The organism is Micromonospora arida, assembly GCF_042873195.1.
Lineage (GTDB): Bacteria > Actinomycetota > Actinomycetes > Mycobacteriales > Micromonosporaceae > Micromonospora > Micromonospora arida.
In genome coordinates, this window is sequence record NZ_JBIALC010000008.1 from 127,606 (window position 1) to 147,370 (window position 19,765).

A 19,765-nucleotide genomic window follows, 5' to 3' on the forward strand; every position below is an offset into this window, starting at 1 on the left:
CACGGATCAGACGACCTCGCTCGGGCCGTCCGCCGCCCTGTGCGGTGGGGCGACCACCGGACGGGGCGGGCCACGGCGGGGGGACCGCTACTGAAGTCACCGTGCGTGAGGTGTTGCTAGTCACTTTCGGTGACAATTTGTGGGTTCGATCACGGTCGAACCAGACAGGCCGGGCCAGCTCCACGGAGACCGGACGCCCGCCCCAGGCGGCAATCAGACGGCCGGGCGGGGGCGAACACGTCGTCAACCATCGCGGTTTCCGCAGGCGAACGTCGATAAACCCGGTTTGGGGTAGCAGATTCGCTCGCCCTCGACAAGAGGGGCACCCCCGGACCGTTACCCACCCGCAACCGCGTCGTTGTCGAAGGCCCGTTGCCGACCTACCGTTACCGCTTGTTGCGCAGCGTAACCCAGCGTCGGGCCTGACTGCGCAGCGTGAGGAGATGAGGAGGCTCAATGCGAGTTCGTAGACTCGCCGCCTGGACCGCCCTCCCGCTCGCGGTGACGCTGGGCCTCGCGGCCTGCGGCAGCGGCGGAGACGGTGGATCCGGTGGCAGCGACAGTTCGGTGGTCAGCATCCAGATCGCCGAGCCGAAGCACCTGGTTCCCACCAACACCACCGAGACGTCCGGTTCGCAGGTGATCGCCGGCCTGTTCAGCCCGCTCGTCGACTACGACGCCCAGAACAAGCCGTACGAGGTCGCCGCCCAGTCGATCACCTCGTCCGACAACAAGGTCTGGACGATCAAGATCAAGGACGGCTTCACCTTCCACAACGGTGAGAAGGTCACGTCCCAGAACTACATCAACGCCTGGAACTACGGCGCGTACGCCCCGAACGGTCAGGACACCAACCCCTTCTTCGAGAAGATCTCTGGTTACGCCGACCTGCAGGGCAAGACGCCGAAGGCCAAGGAGATGTCCGGCCTGAAGAAGGTCGACGACCTCACCTTCACCGCGACGCTCTCCGAGCCGTACATCGACTTCAAGACGACGCTGGGCTACAACGCGTTCTTCCCGATGCCGGACGCCGCGTTCTCGGCTCCGGGCGTGCTCAAGGACTCCTACGAGCAGGCGCCGATCGGACAGGGCCCCTTCAAGATGAAGGGCACCTGGCAGCACGACAGCAAGATCGACGTCGAGCGCTACGACGCGTTCCCGGGCGAGAAGCCCAAGGTCAAGAACATCGAGTTCCGGATCTACCAGCAGCTCACCGCGGCCTACGCGGACGTCCTGGCGGACAACCTGGACGTGCTGCCCACGATCCCGACCGAGAGCCTGAGCACCGCGCCGAGCGACCTGGGTGACCGGTACAAGACCAGCCCGATGTCGTCGTTCCAGTTCCTCGCGTTCCCGACGTTCGACAAGGACTACAGCAAGCCGGACGTGCGCAAGGCCATCTCGATGGCGATCGACCGTGACGAGATCACCAAGTCGGTCTTCAAGGGTTCGCAGACGTCGGCGCGCTCCTTCGTCTCGCCGGTCCTGCCGGGCTACCGGGAGGACACCGCGGGCGAGGCCGCCCAGTTCAACCCGACCGAGGCCAAGAAGCTCTACCAGGCCGCCGGCGGTCCGTCGAAGATCGTCATCTCGTACAACGGCGACGGCGGGCACAAGGACTGGGTCGACGCCACGGTCAACCAGCTCAAGACCAACCTGGGCGTGGACGCGGTCGGCTCGGTCGAGCCGAAGTTCGCCGACCTGCTGACCAAGGTCGAGAAGAAGACGCCGGTGGGTGCGTTCCGGATGGGTTGGGTCATGGACTACCCGACCATGGAGGACTACCTCGGCCCGCTGTACAGCACGAACGGCTCGTCGAACTACTACGGCTACAGCAACCCGGAGTTCGACAAGCTGGTCAAGGAGGGTTCCGCCGCCAAGACGCAGGACGAGGCGATCGCCAAGTACCAGCAGGCGGAGGACATCCTGGCCAAGGACATGCCGGTGATCCCGCTCCGCTTCGGCGAGAACGTGTTCGGCCACTCGTCCAAGGTCAAGAACGTGGAGATGGACCTGTTCCAGCGGGTCAACCTCGTCAAGATCGAAGCAGCCAACTGAGCTGACCATGGTGCGGGCCACCCGGGCGACGATGCCCGGGTGGCCCCGACCGCGCCACCGGGGCCGGGCCGCAGCAGCGGACCCGGCGTCGGTGGCGCCGGCTCCACCGGGCCGGACGGCACGTCTCGGATATTTCGGGTACGACCAGAGATGCCGTCCTGCGACCCTTTCGCACATTTCCGGAGAGACTGCTAAGCATGTTCCGCTACATCCTGCGGCGCCTACTGCAGATGGTCCTGGCGTTCTTCGGGACCACCCTGATCGTCTACGCGCTGACATTCGCCGGGCAGGGCGACCCGATCCAGGCGCTCGCCGGCGAACGGCCGGTGACGCCAGCGCAGCGGGCCTACCTCACCGAGAAGTACAACCTGGATCAGACGGGCGTCGGCGGCTTCTTCTACCGCTACTTCGACTACGTGAAGGACCTGCTCCAGGGCAACCTGGGCGAGTCGCTCACCGGTCGGAGCATCGGTGACATCCTCCAGCAGGCCTGGCCGGTCACCGTGCGGCTCGCGCTCATCGCGCTCGCCGTGGCGATCATCTTCGGTGTCACCGCCGGGGTCCTCGCCGGCATCCGCCGGGCCAGCATCTTCGACAACTCGACGCTGGTGCTGACCCTGCTGGTGCTGGGCATCCCAACGATCGTGCTGGCGCCGCTGGCGCAGTACTTCCTGGGCGTCAAGTGGCAACTCTTCCCACCCACCGCCGGCTCCGACCCGACGTTCTACGCGCTCCTGCTACCGGGCATCGTGCTCGGCTCGCTGTCGCTGGCCACCGCCCTACGACTCACCCGGGCCTCGGTGGCGGAGAACCTGCGCGCGGACTACGTCCGGACCGCCCGGTCCAAGGGCCTGGTCAAGCGGCGCATCGTCATCGTCCACGTGCTGCGCAACTCGCTGATCCCGGTGGTCACCTTCCTCGGTGTGGAACTGGGCAACCTGATGAGCGGCGCGATCATCACCGAGGGCGTCTTCAACATCCCCGGCGTGGGCTTCAACCTCTTCCGCGGCATCCGCACCGAGGACGGCCCCCTGGTGGTGGGCATCGTCAGCGTGCTCGTCGTGGTCTACCTGGTCTCGAACCTGGTGGTGGACGTCCTGTACGCCGTACTCGACCCGAGGATCCGCTATGAGTGACTTTGAGACTGTGGCGGCCACCGAGAACCAGGCCGCGCGACGTGGCCCCTCGGGAGAGCCGGGCGCGCCCAACCAGGTCGGCGGCGCGAACAAGCCCCGCAGCCTGGCCGGGGACGCCTGGCGCGACCTGCGCCGCAACCCGATCTTCTGGATCTCGCTGGCGCTGGTCGTCATCTTCACCCTGATGGCGCTGCTACCCGGGGTCTTCACCACCAACAGCCCGAACGACTGCCTGCTCTCCCGGCAGCACGCCGGGCCGTCCGGCGGGGCCATCTTCGGGTACGACTTCCAGGGCTGCGACACGTACTCCCGGGCGGTCTACGGCACCCGGGCATCGCTGCTGGTCGGCGCGCTCGCCGCGCTCGGCACCGGAATCATCGCGCTGGTGGTCGGCATGTTGGCCGGTTACTTCGGCCGCTGGGTCGACGCGGTGCTGTCCCGGGTGATCGACGTGGTGCTCGGCATTCCGCTGCTGCTGGCCGCAATCGTGCTGCTCAAGCGGGTGTCCAGTGACAACCAGTGGGCTCGTATCGGCGCGGTCGTCTTCGTGTTGGCTCTCCTCGGCTGGACCACCGCCGCCCGCGTGGTCCGGTCCTCGGTGATCACCGCGAAGGAGCAGGACTACGTGGCGGCGGCCCGGATGCTCGGTGCCGGCAACAGCCGGATCATGTGGCGGCACATCCTGCCGAACTCGCTGGCCCCGGCGATCGTCGTACTGACCATCGCGCTCGGCTCGTTCATCGCGGCCGAGGCGACGCTCTCCTTCCTCGGCATCGGCCTGAAGGCGCCCACCATCTCGTGGGGGCAGGACATCGACACCGGCCGGATCCACATGCGGGAGGCGGCCACCCCGTTGATCGTCCCGTCGGCTTTCCTCGCGCTGACCGTGCTGGCGTTCATCATGCTCGGCGACGCGATCCGTGACGCCTTCGACCCGAAGCTGCGGTGAGAACCTCATGACCGTCAATCCAACTCCCGCCTCCGCCACACCCGAGGGCGGTCACCTGCTGGAGCTGCGGGACCTGCACGTCGAGTTCCGCACCAACGAGGGCGTCGCCCGGGTGATCAACGGTGTGTCGTACCACCTGGACGCCGGCGAGACCCTTGCCGTGCTCGGCGAATCCGGCTCGGGTAAGTCGGTCACCGCCCAGGCGATCATGGGCATCCTGGACACCCCGCCCGCGTTCGTCCGCTCCGGTCAGATCCTCTACAAGGGCGAGGACCTGCTCACCCGCTCCGAGGAGCAGCGCCGGCAGGTACGCGGCAAGGAGATCGCGATGATCTTCCAGGACGCGCTCTCCGCCCTCAACCCGGTCTTCCCGGTCGGCTGGCAGATCGGTGAGACGCTGCGCCAGCGCGCCGGCATGTCCCGAGCCGACGCTCGACGTCGTGCCGTCGAGCTGATGGATCTGGTCAAGATCCCGGGTGCCGCCAAGCGGATCGGCGACTACCCGCACCAGTTCTCCGGCGGCATGCGGCAGCGCGTCATGATCGCCATGGCGTTGGCGCTGGACCCGAAGGTGCTGATCGCCGACGAGCCCACCACGGCCCTGGACGTGACGGTGCAGGCCCAGATCATGGACCTGCTGGCCGACCTGCGCCGGGAACTCAACATGGCGATGATCCTGATCACCCACGACCTGGGTGTGGTCGCCGGTGTCGCGGACCGGATCGCGGTCATGTACGCCGGCCGGATCGTCGAGCACGCCGACGTCCGCTCGCTCTACAAGGCGCCCGCCCACCCGTACACCAAGGGGTTGTTGGAGTCGATCCCGCGCCTGGACGTTCGCGGCCAGGAACTGTCGACGATCAAGGGGTTGCCGCCGAACCTGATGCGCATCCCGTCCGGCTGCCCGTTCCACCCCCGGTGCCCGTACGTCCAGCAGGTCTGCGTGGACGAGGTGCCGCACGACCTGGTCCTCGGCGACGGCCGGACCAGCGCTTGCCACTTCGCGCAGGAGGTCCGTGATGACAGCGTCGCCCGCTAACCCCACCAAGGTCCGTGGCGAGACCATCCTCTCCGTCGACAACCTGGTGAAGCACTTCCCGATCACTCAGGGCGTGCTGTTCCAGCGGCAGATCGGGGCGGTGAAGGCCGTCGACGGGGTGAGCTTCGAGCTGCGTCGGGGCGAGACGCTCGGCGTGGTCGGCGAGTCCGGCTGCGGCAAGTCCACCCTCGCCCGGCTGCTGATGCGGTTGGAGACGCCCACCTCCGGACGCGCCACCCTGGAGGGCAAGGACCTGTTCAAGGCTTCCGGGGGCGAGCTGCGCCGGCTGCGCCGCAACATGCAGATGGTGATGCAGGACCCGTACACCTCGCTGAACCCGCGGATGACCGTCGGCGACATCATCGGCGAGCCGTTCGAGATCCACCCCGATGCCGCGCCGAAGGGCAGCAAGGCCAAGCGGGTCCAGGAGCTGTTGGACCTGGTCGGGCTCAACCCGGAGCACATCAACCGGTACCCGCACCAGTTCTCCGGCGGTCAGCGTCAGCGCATCGGCATCGCCCGCGCCCTCGCGCTGAAGCCCGAGGTGATCGTCTGCGACGAGCCGGTGTCGGCGCTCGACGTCTCCATCCAGGCCCAGGTGATCAACCTGCTCAAGCAGTTGCAGGGCGAGCTGGGGCTCTCGTACATCTTCATCGCGCACGACCTGTCCGTGGTGCGGCACATCGCCGACCGCGTCGCGGTGATGTACCTCGGTCGGATCGTCGAGATCGGCACCGAGGACGAGATCTACGAGCGGGCCACCCACCCGTACACCCAGGCTCTGCTCTCCGCGGTGCCGGTGCCGGACCCGGAGGCCCGCGACCAGCGCAACATGATCCGGCTGGTCGGCGACGTGCCCAGCCCGGCCGACCCGCCGAGCGGGTGCCATTTCCGGACCCGCTGCTGGAAGGCCCAGGACATCTGCGCCGTCGAAGACCCGGCGACGGTCCCGAGAGCAGCCGACCCCCACCCCTCCGCCTGCCACTTCGCGGAGCTCCGCCCAACCACCGCAGCCTGACCCCCCAAACCACGGTGATCATGGGGTTGACGGGCCGTTTCGTCCGGCCTGTCGCCCGTCAACCCCATGATCAACGCACGGTTAGTGGTTAGTGGAAGAAGTGGCGGGTACCGGTCAGGTACATCGTCACGTTGGCCTTCTTTGCCGCTTCGATGACTTCTTCGTCGCGGATGGAGCCGCCAGGCTGCACGATGGCGCGGACGCCGGCGTCGATGAGGATCTGCGGGCCGTCGGCGAACGGGAAGAACGCGTCCGAGGCGGCGACCGCGCCGCGGGCCCGGTCGGCGCCGGCGCGGCTGACCGCGAGCTGCGCCGAGTCGACCCGGTTGACCTGACCCATGCCCACGCCGACGGTGGCGCCGTCCTTGGCGAGCAGGATCGCGTTGCTCTTCACCGCGCGGACCGCCCGCCAGGCGAACGCGAGGTCCCGCAGGAGCTCCTCGTCGACGGCCTCGCCGGTCGCCAACTGCCAACTCGCCGGGTCGTCACCGGGGGCGTTCACCCGGTCGGCGACCTGGGCCAGCACGCCACCGGTCACGGGCCGCAACTCCACCAGCGCCGGCGTCCAGGCCGGTGCCCGCAGCAGCCGGATGTTCTTCTTGCCCTGCAACACCTCGACCGCGCCCTCGTCGAAGCCGGGAGCGACCACCACCTCGGTGAAGATCTCGGCGACCTGCCGGGCCAGCTCGACCGAGACCGACCGGTTGACCGCGATGACACCGCCGTACGCCGACACCGGGTCGCAGGCGTGCGCCCTGCGATGCGCCTCGGCGACGTCCGCGCCGACCGCGATGCCGCACGGGTTGGCGTGCTTGATGATCGCCACCGCCGGCTGGTCGGCGAAGTCGTTCGCGGCCCGCCAGGCGGCGTCGGCGTCGACGTAGTTGTTGTAGGACATCTCCTTGCCGTGCAGCTGCTCGGCCTGGGCCAGCCCGGCCGGGGCGTCCGGGTCGGTGTAGAGCGCGGCGGGCTGGTGCGGGTTCTCGCCGTAGCGCAGCGCTGTCGACTTGCGCAGCGCCAGCCCCGCGAACTGCGGCCACCAGTCGTCGGCGGGTGCCAGCTCCCGGGCACACCACTGGGCCACCGCGACGTCGTATTCGGCGATGTCGGCGAACGCCCGGGCGGCCAACGCACGACGCTGGGCCAGTGTGAAGCCCCCCTCGCTGAGCGCGCCGAGCAGCGCCGGGTAACCGGCCGGGTCGGTGAGCACGGCGACCGAGGCGTGGTTCTTGGCGGCGGCCCGCACCATGGCAGGGCCGCCGATGTCGATCTGCTCCACGCACTCCTCGACGTCGGCGCCGGAAGCGACGGTCGCCTGGAAGGGGTAGAGGTTGGAGACCAGCAGGTCGAACGCCGCCACGCCCAGCTCGTCGAGCTGCGCCACGTGCGTGTCCTTCCGCAGGTCCGCGAGGAGACCCGCGTGCACCTTCGGGTGCAGGGTCTTCACCCGGCCGTCGAGCACCTCGGGGAACCCGGTCACCGTCTCCACCGGCGTCACCGGCACCCCGGCGGCGGCGATGGTGCCCGCCGTGCTGCCGGTGGACACGATCTCCACACCGGCCGCGTGCAGGGCCTGAGCCAGCTCGACCAGCCCGGTCTTGTCGTAGACGCTAACCAGCGCCCGCCTGATCGGGCGGCGCCCGTCCTGAGTGGGACTCACGGAACCGTGACCTTCCTTCCGGTGATGGTCCAGCCTTCGCGGACCAGCCGACCGACCTGCTCGACGAGCTGGCGTCGCTCGGCTTCCTTGATGCGCTCGGTAAGCGTGTCGACGTCGTCGTCGTCCAGCACCGGCACCGCGACCTGCGCGACGATCGGCCCGGTGTCCATGCCGGCGTCGACGAAGAAGAGGGTGGCTCCGGTGAGCTTCACGCCGTAGGCGAGGGCGTCACGCGGGCCGTGGATGCCGGGAAACGCCGGCAGCAGCGTGTTGTGGGTGTTCAGGTAGCGGTCGCCGAAGGCGGCGAGGAAGTGCGGGCCGACCAGCTTGAGGAAACCGGCGGAGATGACCAGGTCGGGTTGGTGCTTCGCGACGTGCGCGGTGAGCGCGCGGTCCCAGTCCTCCCGGGTGTCGTGGTCGCGGACCCGCTCGACGAAGGTCGGCACCCCCGCGGCGTCGGCCCGGTCCAGGCCCGCGATGCCGTCGCGGTCCGCGCCAACCGCGACGACCTGTGCGCCGTACGCGGGGTCGGTAGCGGCATCCAGCAGCGACTGAAGGTTGCTCCCGGAGCCGGAGATGAGGACGACGATGCGGGCGACAGGCGCGGGCTCGGTCACCGGGTCACCCTATCGGGCAGGTCAGGGACGCCCTTCGACTGGGCGGTGCGCCGATCTTCGACAGTGTCGACGTGCGTCGACCCGATACGCTGCCGCTCGCTCGGGCCGAACGCCGCGCCGGCCACACACCGCCCCTGATCCGGCACACGAAGCGGCCGAAAAGGGCCTTTTGCCTGCTTCGGGAGATATGTCGTCCTGTCGCTGTACTGGGCTTTGGGAGGACTGACCGCGATCATGGATGGAAACAAAGAGCATCAACTGACGGAACCAGTCCAAGGAGCTTCTCGAATGCAGCCCGGTAACCCCGGTCAGGACCCGTACGGCCAGCAGCCCAACCAGGACCCGACCGCTCCCCAGCCGCCGGCCGCCCCGTACGGCCAGCAGCCCACCTCCGGCCAGCCGTACGGTCAGCAGCCGCAGGACCCGTACGCCGCGCCGCAGGCCCCGTACGGTCAGCAGCCCACCTCGGGGCAGCCGTACGGCCAGCAGCCGCCGTACCAGGACCCGTACGCGCAGCAGCAGCCCCAGTACGGCGCCAGCCCGAGCTACCCGAACGCCGGGTACCCGCAGGCACAGGGGCAGAACAACACCCTCGGCCTGGTGGCGCTGATCCTCGGTATCGCGTCGATCCCTCTGGCCTGCTGCGCCATCCTGGGCATCCCGGTCGGCATCGGAGCCCTGGTGACCGGCTACCTGGGCAAGCAGAAGGCTGCCCAGGGGCAGGCCAGCAACGCCGGTCAGGCCAAGGCCGGCCTGATCTGTGGTGCGGTCGGCGTCGCGCTCGGCATCATCTCGATCATCCTGAGCGTTGTGCTGAACGTGAACCTGCCCGCCCAGCCCTGACGGGCTCGGATTCGACGGGGCGCTCCGGGTTCGCCCGGGGCGCCCCGCGCTCGTCCACAGCGCGGGACCGCGGGTCAGCGCCCAGGTGGCGGCGGCTCTACTGTGCGGGCCAGCGGCTCAACGCCCGGGTGGCTGCGGCTCTACTGTGCGGGCCCGCGGGTCAGCGCCCGGGTGGCGGCGGCGCCGAGCAGCGCGCCAACCGCTATGACACCGGCCGCCACCGCCCCGACCTGCCAACCCACCGGCCCGACCTGGGACAGCCGACCGGCGCCGAGCGGCCCGCCGGAGACCGCCGCGGCCGCACCGAGCACCACCCCGGCCACCGGCCCGGCCAGCACCGCCGGGGCCAGCAACTCGGCCCAGCGCTGTGCAGCCCGCTCCGGCACGGCGAGTCGAGCCACCCGCCGGGCGAGCAGCCAACCGGCGACCATCCCGGCCAGCACCGGCACCGCGAGCAACAGGGCGCCGAAGCCGTCCACCGGGCCGCGCGGCAGGCCAGCGAGCAGCGGCACGGCCGGCAGCGCGCCGACCGACACCTCGCTGGTACGGACCGCGGTGTCAGTCCCCACCGCGAACCCCGGCCCGAGCAGGTAACTGGTCGACCAGACCGCCGCGTTGGGCGCGTACGCGACGCTGACCAGGGTGATGCCGGCCTGCCCGGCGACCCCGGTCCGGTACGCCCCGATCATGTCGGCAGCGTCGCCGCCGCCGGTGGCCACCGCCAGGCCGGCCGCGCCCGCGCCCGCGCCGAGCAGCAGCAGCCCGGCCACCAGCCCGGTGCGAACGCCGTCGCGCACCGGGCCCGGAAGCCGGGTGACGAGCAGCCGGGTCACGGCGGTGATCCGGACCGCGCCGACCAGCGCGGCGAGTGTGCCGACCGCCGCGAACGTGGCGCCCGCCCGGATCAGCGACACATTCGGCCCACCCGTGCCGACCAGCACCGCCGCGAGTGCACCGAGCAGCGTGTACGCGACACCGACCGCGACCGCGGCGAGCAGTGCCCGGCGCGGTGAGCGGGTGTCGCGGGCACCGATCGCGCGGCTGACGTGCACGCCGGCGCGGGTCAGCCGCCAGAGCGCGAGCACGGTCAGCGCCAGCGGGGCGAGCCCGAGCGGCCCGGTCTCGGTGTGCAGCGGCACGCCGTGCCCGAGCAGCCAGCCGGACAGCGCGGTGCGCAGGGTGCCGGTCACTGTGGTGCCATCCGCGCCGAGCTGCACCAGGCCGAGCACGATGGCGACCGGCAGGTACGAGGTGAGGGCCGCCCAGCAGGCGGCCACCCCGGCGGCGACGGGCAACGGCGCCCGCCCGCGCGGCGACCCGCCCGCGCGAGGCGCGGGCACCCGCCGGGCCGGTGCGGCACGGTCGACCGGCCGGTCGTCGGCTCTCACACCGCCGGGACGGCTGGGACGGTCAGGGGTGACGGGGGACATCCGCTCTACTCTGGCACGTCGCGCGGGCGGTGGCAGTCCGTTAACCCCTCCTAAGGTCGGCGAGTTCACCGAACCCACGTCCTGCCCACCCGGGCCGGTCTAGCCTCGGCCCTGAGGGGGCGCGAGTCGCCGCCACCCGGGACGGGCCCGCCGGTCGCGGTCCGGGCCGGCAGTCGCCCATGACCGCTCGGAGGACGCTGTGACGACGCCATACCCGCCTCCCCCACCACCACCGGCCCAGGGACGCGACCGCACCACCCTCTGGGGCGTGCTGGGCATCGTGCTGGGGCTGATCTGCTGCGGCATCTTCGGCATCGTCTTCGGCTACCTGTCCATCCGCGACGCCCGGCGGTACGGGCAGTCGCCGCTGCTCGGTTACCTCGCCATCGCGTTCGGCGTGATCAACATCATCGGCGGGGCGATCCTACGCTCGACCGGCAACTACCCGTTCTGGAACAACGACTGACCGGCGCCGAGCGTGCGTACGCCGAAGGGGGTCGACCGTGACCGGTCGACCCCCTTCGTGTTGCCTGACCGGCTCAGCTGCCGGACATGATCTCCCGCATCAGCTTTGCGGTCTCGGTCGGCGTCTTGCCGACCTTGACCCCGACGGCCTCCAGCGCCGCCTGCTTCGCCTCGGCGGTACCGGCCGAGCCGGAGATGATCGCCCCGGCGTGACCCATGGTCTTGCCGGGCGGAGCGGTGAAGCCGGCGATGTAGCCGACCACCGGCTTGGTGACGTTGGCCTTGATGAACTCGGCGGCCCGCTCCTCGGCGTCGCCACCGATTTCACCGATCATGACGATGGCGTCGGTCTCCGGGTCGGCCTCGAACGCCGCGAGGGCGTCGATGTGGGTGGTCCCGATGATCGGGTCACCGCCGATGCCGACACAGGTGGAGAAACCGATGTCGCGCAGCTCGTACATCATCTGGTAGGTCAGCGTGCCGCTCTTGCTGACCAGGCCGATCCGGCCGGAGCCGGTGATGTCGGCGGGGATGATGCCGGCGTTGGACGCGCTCGGCGAGGCGATGCCCGGGCAGTTCGGCCCGATGATCCGGGTCCGCTCGCCCTGCGCCACGTTGTACGCCCAGAACGACGCGGTGTCGTGCACCGGGACGCCCTCGGTGATCACAACGGCCAGCGGGATCGCGGCGTCGATCGCCTCGACCACGGCGGCCTTGGTGAACTGCGGCGGCACGAAGATGACGGTGACGTCGGCCCCGGTCTCGGCCATCGCGTCCGCGACGGACGCGAAGACCGGCAGCTCGGTGCCGTCGAAGTCGACAGTCTGGCCCGCCTTGCGCGGGTTGACGCCACCGACCACGTTGGTGCCGGCGGCCAGCATCCGCCGGGTGTGCTTGGAACCCTCGGAACCGGTCATCCCCTGGACGATGACCTTCGAGTCCTTGGTCAGCCAGATAGCCATGATCAGACCCCCGCAGCTGCCAGCTCGGCGGCCCGCTCGGCCGCACCGTCCATGGTGTCCACCCGCTGCACGAGCGGGTTGTTCGCGCTGTCCAGGATCGCCCGGCCAGCCTCGGCGTTGTTGCCGTCGAGACGGACGACGAGCGGCTTGGTGACCTGCTCGCCGCGCTGCTCCAGCAGGGCCAGCGCCTGGATGATGCCGTTGGCGACCTCGTCGCAGGCGGTGATGCCGCCGAAGACGTTGACGAAGACGCTCTTCACGGCCGGGTCGGAGAGCACGATCTCCAGCCCGTTCGCCATCACCGCGGCGCTCGCGCCGCCGCCGATGTCGAGGAAGTTGGCCGGCTTGACGTTGCCGTGCCGCTCACCGGCGTACGCGACCACGTCGAGGGTCGACATGACCAGACCGGCGCCGTTGCCGATGATGCCGACCTCGCCGTCGAGCTTGACGTAGTTGAGGTCCTTGGCCTTGGCGGCCTGCTCCAGCGGGTCCACAGCGGCCTGGTCGACGAGCGCCTCGTGGTCCGGGTGCCGGAACGCCGCGTTCTCGTCCAGGCTGATCTTGGCGTCCAGCAGCAGCATCCGGCCGTCGCCGTTCTTGGCGAGCGGGTTGACCTCGACCAGGGTGGCGTCCTCGGCGACGAACGCCTGCCACAGACCGACGGCGATCTCGACCACCTGGTCGGCGACCTCGGCCGGGAAGCCGGCAGCCGTCACGATCTCGCGGGCCTTGGCCTCGTCCACGCCCTTCACGGCGTCGATCGGGGCCTTCACGACCTTGTCGGGGGTCTCGGCGGCGACCTGCTCGATGTCCATGCCGCCGGCGACGCTGGCGATGCAGAGGAAGGTGCGGTTCGCCCGGTCGAGCAGGTACGAGAAGTAGTACTCCTCGGCCACGTCCGCGGTCACCGTGATCATGACCTTGTGGACGGTGTGACCCTTGATGTCCATGCCGAGGATGTCGGTGGCACGGGCCACCGCCTCATCCGGGCCCTCGGCCAGCTTGACGCCGCCGGCCTTACCTCGGCCGCCGACCTTTACCTGCGCCTTGACGACCACACGGCCGCCAAGACGTTCGGCGATCGCGCGGGCCTCTTCCGGGGTAGTGGCGACGCCGCCGGCCAGCACGGGCAAGCCGTGCCGCTCGAACAGGTCCCGCCCCTGGTACTCGTACAGGTCCACGATTGCGCGTCCCGTCCCGTCTCCGCGGCGCGCCGTCGCGCCGCCACCAGCGTTCAGAAAACAGTTTGACGCCTGTCATCAGTTGAAACAGGCCATTGGCCGCAGCCTAGCGAGGTCGGCACCACCGGCAACCGAGCGGGTGCACGGTGTGCGGTAATGCACAACCGGACATCAGGTGTGGCCGGTTTCCGGCCATGACTCGGGCGGCATCCACCGTCCGGGCGATGTTGTCCGGCTTGCGTAACCCTGCCGTGGGGGCGTCGTTGAGTCAGATGTCGGAGCGCTGAACAGCGCAATGACGGGATACGGCCGATGCCCTGTCGGTCGAGGGGTGGCGGCGGGGCATCGTGCATAGAGGGGCCGGACGTGTGAGGGGTGCGTCCGGCCCCTCCCCCGTGCCCAAAATTCGGTGACGCAGCAGTTCGGCGCGCCTCAGGAAACCGGCTGGGCCACGTTCTGTCGGACCCACTCGACAATCGCCTGGGTGGTGGCGCCCGGCGTGAAGATCTTCGCGACGCCCAGCTTCTCCAACTCGGGAATGTCGCCGTTCGGAATGATGCCGCCACCGAACACGACGATGTCGCGGGCGTCCCGCTCACCGAGCAGTTCCAGCACCCGCCGGAAGAGCGTCATGTGCGCGCCGGAGAGCACGGACAGGCCGACCGCGTCGGCGTCCTCCTGGATGGCGGTTTCCACGATCTGCTCGGGAGTCTGGTGCAGGCCGGTGTAGACGACCTCCATCCCGGCGTCCCGTAGGGCGCGCGCGACGACCTTCGCGCCCCGGTCGTGGCCGTCCAGGCCAGGCTTCGCGACGACGACCCGAATACGAGAGCTCATCAGCGCACACCTTTCACCGGCTTGACCGCCTTCACCTTAACGAACGGTAACCCGGCGGGCGCGGCCCGGGAAATCCGGGCTCCGTCACCGGCCGTTACCCGGCGTGTCCACCCGGCAACCCGCAGATCTCCGACCGCCCCCTGCCTGCCTCGCCGCCGCCGCGCCGCTGGCGGGGCCGGGGACACCATCCCGGCGGCGTTCGGAGTCAAGCCGGACGACTCCGCCGGAACGGTCACGCTCGGCGACGAACGGTCAGCTACGGGGGCACCGTTCGGCGTCGCGATGCATGACAATCAGGGACGCAAACGGACAGACCGACACGCCAATTTTTCGGTCTGGCTTGTGACTCGCCTGGCGGTTGGCTAACGTGTCCACGGTTGTCATCAGGTCCATGGACGGGTGACGACGCGGTCAGCGGACGTCTCACTGGAGCCTCAGGGGACGCCCACCGGCCGCTTCGGAACCCCGACAACGGAGGGTGTGCGTGCGCCAGCGCCTGTCGTCTGAGCCCGATCGATATCGCGGTCGCCGCCGCGTACCCACCCCACCCCGCAGCCGTTACGCCGCTGTCGTCACCACCGCGTTCGTCGGTGCCGGCATCGTGGCTCTCGGCGCGAGCGCCCTGCCGGACGCCAAGGACGTCAGCCCGACGGTCCTCGACGAGCTCAAGCAGGCGTCGGTCACCAGTCAGGACGTCCAGGCCCGCTCGGAGAACGCCGACCGCGCCTCCCGGGACAGCCGCAGCAAGGACAGCGCCGAGCCCGAGGTCTGGCTGCTGCCGCTGCAGGGCTACGACTTCAACTCCCCGTACGGCGTCCGCTGGGGCAAGATGCACACCGGCGTGGACCTGGTCGCCCCCGAGGGCACGCCCTACGTGGCGATCCACGACGGGCTGGTCACCAAGGCCGGCTGGTTCGGTGGGTACGGCAACGCGGTGATCGTCCAGCACGCCGACGGCAGCGAGGCCATCTACGGCCACTCCTCCGCGGTCAGCGTCAAGGAAGGCCAGCAGGTCAAGGCGGGCGACCAGCTCGGCCTCGTGGGCCAGACCGGCCACGCGTACGGCACGCACCTGCACCTGGAGATCCATGTCAAGGGGCAGCCGGAAGACCCGGTACCGTTCCTTCAGGAGCGCGGAGTGGACATCAAGCTGCAAGTCGAGGCAATCTACAGCGAGGTAGCCGCCTCCTGACGATGCGTAACGACCGTTGACCGCCCGGATCTGTCGATCCGGGCGGTTTTTCGTTGTGCGGTCCTGGCGGATGTATCCCGGGTCACAGCGCTGAATGTGACCGACGGCACCCACCAACATGATCACTTTTCCGGATGTAGCGCCACACAGCGGGTCATATTCGGGCACCCGACCGTCCGCTCTCCCTCCGAGGGTTCGGTCCCCACGCCTGCCCCACCTGGGCCCGACACCAGTATTTCGAGGTCAAGTGCCCCTCGACTCTGAAGGTCCGCCGTGCAGGAAGACAGCCCCGTCCAGAACGAGAACACCCCCGACACCAGCCAGACCACGCCGTCGCAGCGCACCGGCCGACGAAACCGCCTCATCGTGCTCGCGGCCGCCGCCCTGGTAGCCCTCGGCCTCGGAGGTGTCGCCGTCGCCACCAGCGGCACCGACCACCCGGCACCCGCCGCCGTCTCCCTCGACGCCCAGGCCCGGGCCGAGGCCGCGAGCCGGGCCGACCGCTCGGTCCGTGAATCGAGCACCCCGGTCGCCCCCTCGCTCAGCCCGACGCCGAGCCCGTCAGCGGTCAGCGCCAGCCCGACCCCCACGAAGACGGCCGCCGCGAAGGCCAAGCCGAAGCTGAAGAAGACCACCAAGCCCACGCCCGCCTGGGTCGACCCGATGCCGGGCGCAGCCGTCACGTCCTGCTACGGGCAGCGCTGGGGCACCCTGCACGCCGGTATCGACCTGGCCCTGCCCTCCGGTACGCCGATCCGCGCCGCGGCCGCCGGCACCGTGACCCAGGCCGGCGACGCCTCCGACGGGTACGGCAACTCCGTCTTCATCGACCACGGCAACGGCTACCTGACCCACTACGCCCACCAGAGCCGCATCGCGGTCACCGTCGGCCAGGCGGTCAAAGCCGGCCAGGTCATCGGTTACGAGGGCGCCACCGGCGACGCCACCGGCCCGCACCTGCACTTCGAGGTGCACCAGGGCATGTGGAACCAGATCGACCCGGCCCCGTTCATGCGGTCGCGCGGCGTCGACCTGGGCTGCTGATACGACATCCCGGCGCTCTCCGCGCGTAACGACAAGGGAGGAGTGGCCTCAGCGCTATGCGAGGCCACTCCTCCCTTGATCCAGCACGATCCTGGGCGCGATACGGTCAGAGCTTGTCGACCGGGGCGTGCCGGAGCACCAGCCACATGGTCTGGTCGCCGAAGTCGATCTGCGCGCGGGCACCCGGGCCATGCCCCTCGACGGCGAGCACCCGCCCCAACCCGTACCGCTGATGGTTGACCCGGTCGCCCGCGGACACCTTCGGCCCCTGCGGCAGCTCACTGGCGGTGGTCAGGCGGCTGGCGTCCACACCGAGCCGCTGCGCCAACTGGGCCGCCTTCGGCGTACCCCCGGTGAAGTTGCCACGCGCGCCGGGCGCGCGGTCCGCGCGGCCACCGACGCCGCCGCCCCCGCCAGCCCACGAGGTGTACGACCCTTCGGTGCGCTCCCAGTGCACCAGCTCGGTCGGCAGCTCCTCCAGGAAGCGCGATGGCGGGTTGTAGGACGGCTGCCCCCAGGCCGAGCGGGTCACCGCCCGGGACATGTAGAGCCGCTGTCGGGCACGGGTGATGCCGACGTACGCCAAGCGGCGCTCCTCCTCCAACTCGCGGGTGTCGCCCAGCGAGCGCAGGTGCGGGAAGACGCCGTCCTCCAGCCCGGTCAGGAAGACCACCGGGAATTCCAGCCCCTTGGCGGTGTGCAGCGTCATCAGGGTGACCACGCCCTGGTGGTCGGGGTCGTCGGAGGGGATCTGGTCGGCGTCGGCGACCAGCGCCACCTGCTCCAGGAAGCCGGCCAGGGTGGCCCGCTCCCCCTCCTCGCCCAGGGCTTCGATCCGCTCGGTGTACTCGCGGGCGACACTGACCAGCTCCTGGAGGTTGTCCACCCGGCCGGCGTCCTGAGGGTCGAGGCTTTCCTCCAGCTCGGTGATGTAGCCGGAACGGGTCAGCAGCGCCTCCAGCACCTCCTCCGGGGTGCCGGTCTCGGCCAACTCGCGGCCGCCGTCGAGCAGCGCCACGAAGTCCGTGATGCCGTTGGCCGCCCGACTGGAGATGCCCGGCGCCTCCCGGGCCCGGCGCAGCGCCGCGCCGAAGGAGATCCGGTCGCGGCTGGAGAGCGCCTCGACACACGCCTCGGCGCGGTCGCCGATCCCCCGGCGCGGGGTGTTGAGCACTCGCCGCAGGCTCACCGTGTCGTCGTCGTTGACCACCGAACGCAGGTACGCCAGGGCGTCGCGGACCTCCTTGCGCTCGTAGAAGCGCACCCCGCCGACCACCTTGTAGGGCAGGCCGACCCGGATGAACACCTCCTCGAAGACGCGGGACTGCGCGTTGGTGCGGTAGAAGACGGCGACGTCGCCGGGGCGGGTCTCGTCGGCGTCGACCAGCCGGTCGATTTCCCGGGCCACCCAGTCGGCCTCGGCGTGCTCGGTGTCGGCCACGTAGCCGACGATCTGCTCGCCGGCGCCGGCCTCGCTCCACAGTCGCTTGGGTTTGCGGGAGGTGTTGCGGTCGATCACCGCGTTGGCCGCGTTGAGGATGGTCTGGGTGGAGCGGTAGTTCTGCTCCAGCAGAATCGTCCGAGCGTCGGTGAAGTCCCGTTCGAACTCCAGGATGTTGCGGATCGTCGCACCCCGGAACGCGTAGATCGACTGGTCGGCGTCGCCGACCACGCACAGCTCGGCGGGCTCCAGCCCGTCGGTGCCGGAGACCAGCTCCTTGATCAGGACGTACTGGGCGTGGTTGGTGTCCTGGTATTCGTCCACCAGCACGTGGCGGAACCGTCGGCGGTAGCTCTCCGCGACGTGCGGGTGGGACTGGAGCAGGTGCACCGTGGTCATGATCAGGTCGTCGAAGTCCAGGGCGTGTGCCTCACGCAGCCGACGCTGGTAGAGCGTGTACGCCTCGGCCAGCGCCCGCTCGTTGGGCCCGGTGGCCCGCGCCGCGAACTGCTCCGGGTCGACCAGCTCGTTCTTGAGGTTGGAGACCTGGGCGGCCAGCCCACGCGCGGGGTAGCGCTTCGGGTCGAGATCCAGCTCGCGGGTGACCAACTGCATCAACCGGCGGGAGTCGTCCGCGTCGTAGATCGAGAACGTCGACTTGAGGCCGGCGTGCTCGTGCTCGGCACGCAGGATCCGCACGCAGGCCGAGTGGAACGTCGACACCCACATCAGGCGGGCCCGGGGGCCCACCAGCGCGGCGACGCGCTCCTTCATCTCGCCGGCGGCCTTGTTGGTGAAGGTGATCGCGATGATCTCGCCGGGGTGCACGTCCCGAGCGGCGAGCAGGTAGGCGATCCGGTGCGTGAGCACCCGGGTCTTGCCGGACCCGGCGCCGGCCACGATCAGCAGCGGCGAGCCGGCATGGCTGACGGCGTCGCGCTGCGGCCCGTTCAGCCCGGCGAGCAGCTGCTGCGGATCGAGGCGCGCGGCGGCCGCCCCGGGTCGGTGCGGGCGGGCCGGCGCGGACTCCGGCGCAGGCGGGGACGCGGGGATGTCGAAGAGAGGATGCATCGCCCGACAAGTCTATGCCGCGGGCCGGACACTGCGCCTCTGGCGCTCGGCAGCTCGTGCCCGACGGCGCGCACCATCACCCGGCACACCCACCGGCGGGAAAGGTGCCCTTCGCTACACGGAATGCTTGCGCACCCGGCAGCGACGTGGGCATACTCGACGGCGTGATCGCTGCGCGCTTCTACTTTTACTATGGCACCGGGAGTCCGGCTGCCGTAGGTCGCGCCTGATCGATTCAGACCTGCTAAAGCCCCGGGCTCCTGGAGTCCGGGGCTTTTTCCGTCCCAGGTTCCGGGCACCGGGCACCACAGTGCGAGAGGTACCCGATGATGGCAGACGTGATGGAGCAGAGCGGCAGCCCGATCCGACCCGGGCAGCCCGCAGCGCAGGGGGCTGAGCCGGCGGTGGCCGCACAAACGACGGGTGCGGACGCCGAGCCGGCCGAGCAGCAGACCGGCACCCAGGAGCCGTCCGCCTCGGCACGGATCGTGCAGATCAGGGAACGGATCGACGAGATCGACCACGCGTTGATCACGCTCTGGCAGGAGCGGGCCGCGTTGTCCCAGGAGGTCGGCGCGACCCGGATGGCGTCCGGTGGGACCCGCCTGGTGCTCTCCCGGGAACGGGAGATCCTGGAGCGTTTCCGGGTCGCGCTCGGCGCCGACGGCACCCAGCTGGCCCTGCTGCTGCTCCGCGCGGGCCGCGGGCCGCTGTGAGCCGCCTCAGCCCGCGCTGAACCGGGCCACGGCTCCCTGGGTGAGCACACCGCCCATCGTGCTGGCTGACGCCGCATGGGCTGCCAGGCACCGCGCGGCCGATCCG

General features: G+C 70.1%; 17 protein-coding genes. 10 read left to right on the forward strand and 7 right to left on the reverse strand.

What is annotated here, in order from left to right; all coding sequences use genetic code 11:
* Window positions 1-456 precede the first annotated feature (456 nt).
* From ACFYP0_RS23250 to ACFYP0_RS23270, 5 genes are all read left to right on the forward strand, one after another.
* On the forward strand, window positions 457-2,058 hold the full coding sequence (locus ACFYP0_RS23250; protein WP_356980749.1) for a peptide ABC transporter substrate-binding protein: 1,602 nt from the start codon (window positions 457-459) through the stop codon (window positions 2,056-2,058).
* Window positions 2,059-2,255: 197 nt separating this feature from the next.
* Complete coding sequence (locus tag ACFYP0_RS23255; RefSeq protein WP_112583767.1) at window positions 2,256-3,194, forward strand: ABC transporter permease; 939 nt, start codon at window positions 2,256-2,258, stop codon at window positions 3,192-3,194.
* Entirely contained in the window at window positions 3,187-4,143 is a 957-nt protein-coding gene (locus ACFYP0_RS23260) for an ABC transporter permease (protein WP_124854031.1), read from the forward strand. The genes ACFYP0_RS23255 and ACFYP0_RS23260 overlap by 8 nt, the downstream gene beginning before the upstream one ends.
* 7 nt (window positions 4,144-4,150) lie before the next feature.
* Window positions 4,151-5,182, forward strand: coding sequence for an ABC transporter ATP-binding protein (locus ACFYP0_RS23265; protein ID WP_091406340.1), 1,032 nt, complete (start codon window positions 4,151-4,153; stop codon window positions 5,180-5,182).
* Window positions 5,163-6,200 (forward strand): ABC transporter ATP-binding protein, encoded by a 1,038-nt coding sequence (locus ACFYP0_RS23270; RefSeq protein WP_124854033.1) that lies wholly within the window; start codon window positions 5,163-5,165, stop codon window positions 6,198-6,200. The genes ACFYP0_RS23265 and ACFYP0_RS23270 overlap by 20 nt, the downstream gene beginning before the upstream one ends.
* 88 nt (window positions 6,201-6,288) lie before the next feature.
* Here ACFYP0_RS23270 and purH read toward each other — a convergent pair whose 3' ends face one another.
* Window positions 6,289-7,860, reverse strand: a complete 1,572-nt coding sequence (purH, locus tag ACFYP0_RS23275) for a bifunctional phosphoribosylaminoimidazolecarboxamide formyltransferase/IMP cyclohydrolase (RefSeq protein ID WP_356980753.1) — start codon at window positions 7,858-7,860, stop codon at window positions 6,289-6,291.
* On the reverse strand, window positions 7,857-8,477 hold the full coding sequence (purN, locus tag ACFYP0_RS23280) for a phosphoribosylglycinamide formyltransferase (protein ID WP_124854035.1): 621 nt from the start codon (window positions 8,475-8,477) through the stop codon (window positions 7,857-7,859). Before purN ends, purH begins: the two co-directional genes overlap by 4 nt.
* A 288-nt stretch (window positions 8,478-8,765) precedes the next feature.
* On the opposite strand from purN, the gene ACFYP0_RS23285 reads away from it, so the two are divergent.
* Window positions 8,766-9,320 carry a DUF4190 domain-containing protein gene (locus ACFYP0_RS23285; protein ID WP_356980755.1) on the forward strand — a complete coding sequence of 185 codons (555 nt, stop codon included), beginning with the start codon at window positions 8,766-8,768 and terminating at the stop codon, window positions 9,318-9,320.
* Between the two features lie 140 nt (window positions 9,321-9,460).
* Here the strand turns inward: ACFYP0_RS23285 and ACFYP0_RS23290 are convergent, their stop codons facing one another.
* Window positions 9,461-10,750, reverse strand: coding sequence for a cell division protein PerM (locus ACFYP0_RS23290; protein ID WP_356980757.1), 1,290 nt, complete (start codon window positions 10,748-10,750; stop codon window positions 9,461-9,463).
* A gap of 199 nt (window positions 10,751-10,949) precedes the next feature.
* Between ACFYP0_RS23290 and ACFYP0_RS23295 the strand changes: the two genes are divergently transcribed.
* Window positions 10,950-11,216 carry a hypothetical protein gene (locus tag ACFYP0_RS23295; RefSeq protein WP_091406354.1) on the forward strand — a complete coding sequence of 89 codons (267 nt, stop codon included), beginning with the start codon at window positions 10,950-10,952 and terminating at the stop codon, window positions 11,214-11,216.
* Between the two features lie 73 nt (window positions 11,217-11,289).
* Here ACFYP0_RS23295 and sucD read toward each other — a convergent pair whose 3' ends face one another.
* From sucD to ACFYP0_RS23310, 3 genes are all read right to left on the reverse strand, one after another.
* Window positions 11,290-12,177, reverse strand: a complete 888-nt coding sequence (sucD, locus tag ACFYP0_RS23300) for a succinate--CoA ligase subunit alpha (protein WP_356980759.1) — start codon at window positions 12,175-12,177, stop codon at window positions 11,290-11,292.
* A gap of 2 nt (window positions 12,178-12,179) precedes the next feature.
* Window positions 12,180-13,358, reverse strand: coding sequence for an ADP-forming succinate--CoA ligase subunit beta (sucC, locus tag ACFYP0_RS23305; protein ID WP_091406357.1), 1,179 nt, complete (start codon window positions 13,356-13,358; stop codon window positions 12,180-12,182).
* Between the two features lie 432 nt (window positions 13,359-13,790).
* A complete protein-coding gene (locus ACFYP0_RS23310; protein WP_030491849.1) occupies window positions 13,791-14,195 on the reverse strand; it encodes a cobalamin B12-binding domain-containing protein in 405 nt (134 codons plus the stop codon).
* A 484-nt stretch (window positions 14,196-14,679) separates the two neighbouring features.
* Here ACFYP0_RS23310 and ACFYP0_RS23315 point away from each other — a divergent pair, with 484 nt between their 5' ends.
* Together ACFYP0_RS23315 and ACFYP0_RS23320 are read left to right on the forward strand one after the other, a co-directional pair.
* Window positions 14,680-15,387 (forward strand): M23 family metallopeptidase, encoded by a 708-nt coding sequence (locus ACFYP0_RS23315; RefSeq protein ID WP_356980762.1) that lies wholly within the window; start codon window positions 14,680-14,682, stop codon window positions 15,385-15,387.
* A 273-nt stretch (window positions 15,388-15,660) separates the two neighbouring features.
* Entirely contained in the window at window positions 15,661-16,431 is a 771-nt protein-coding gene (locus ACFYP0_RS23320) for a M23 family metallopeptidase (protein ID WP_356980765.1), read from the forward strand.
* A gap of 106 nt (window positions 16,432-16,537) precedes the next feature.
* Here ACFYP0_RS23320 and pcrA read toward each other — a convergent pair whose 3' ends face one another.
* Window positions 16,538-18,943: a DNA helicase PcrA gene (pcrA, locus tag ACFYP0_RS23325; RefSeq protein WP_356980767.1), complete on the reverse strand. Its 2,406-nt coding sequence runs from the start codon at window positions 18,941-18,943 to the stop codon at window positions 16,538-16,540.
* 326 nt (window positions 18,944-19,269) lie between these two features.
* Between pcrA and ACFYP0_RS23330 the strand changes: the two genes are divergently transcribed.
* Window positions 19,270-19,659 carry a chorismate mutase gene (locus tag ACFYP0_RS23330; protein ID WP_355494626.1) on the forward strand — a complete coding sequence of 130 codons (390 nt, stop codon included), beginning with the start codon at window positions 19,270-19,272 and terminating at the stop codon, window positions 19,657-19,659.
* Window positions 19,660-19,765: the final 106 nt, after the last annotated feature.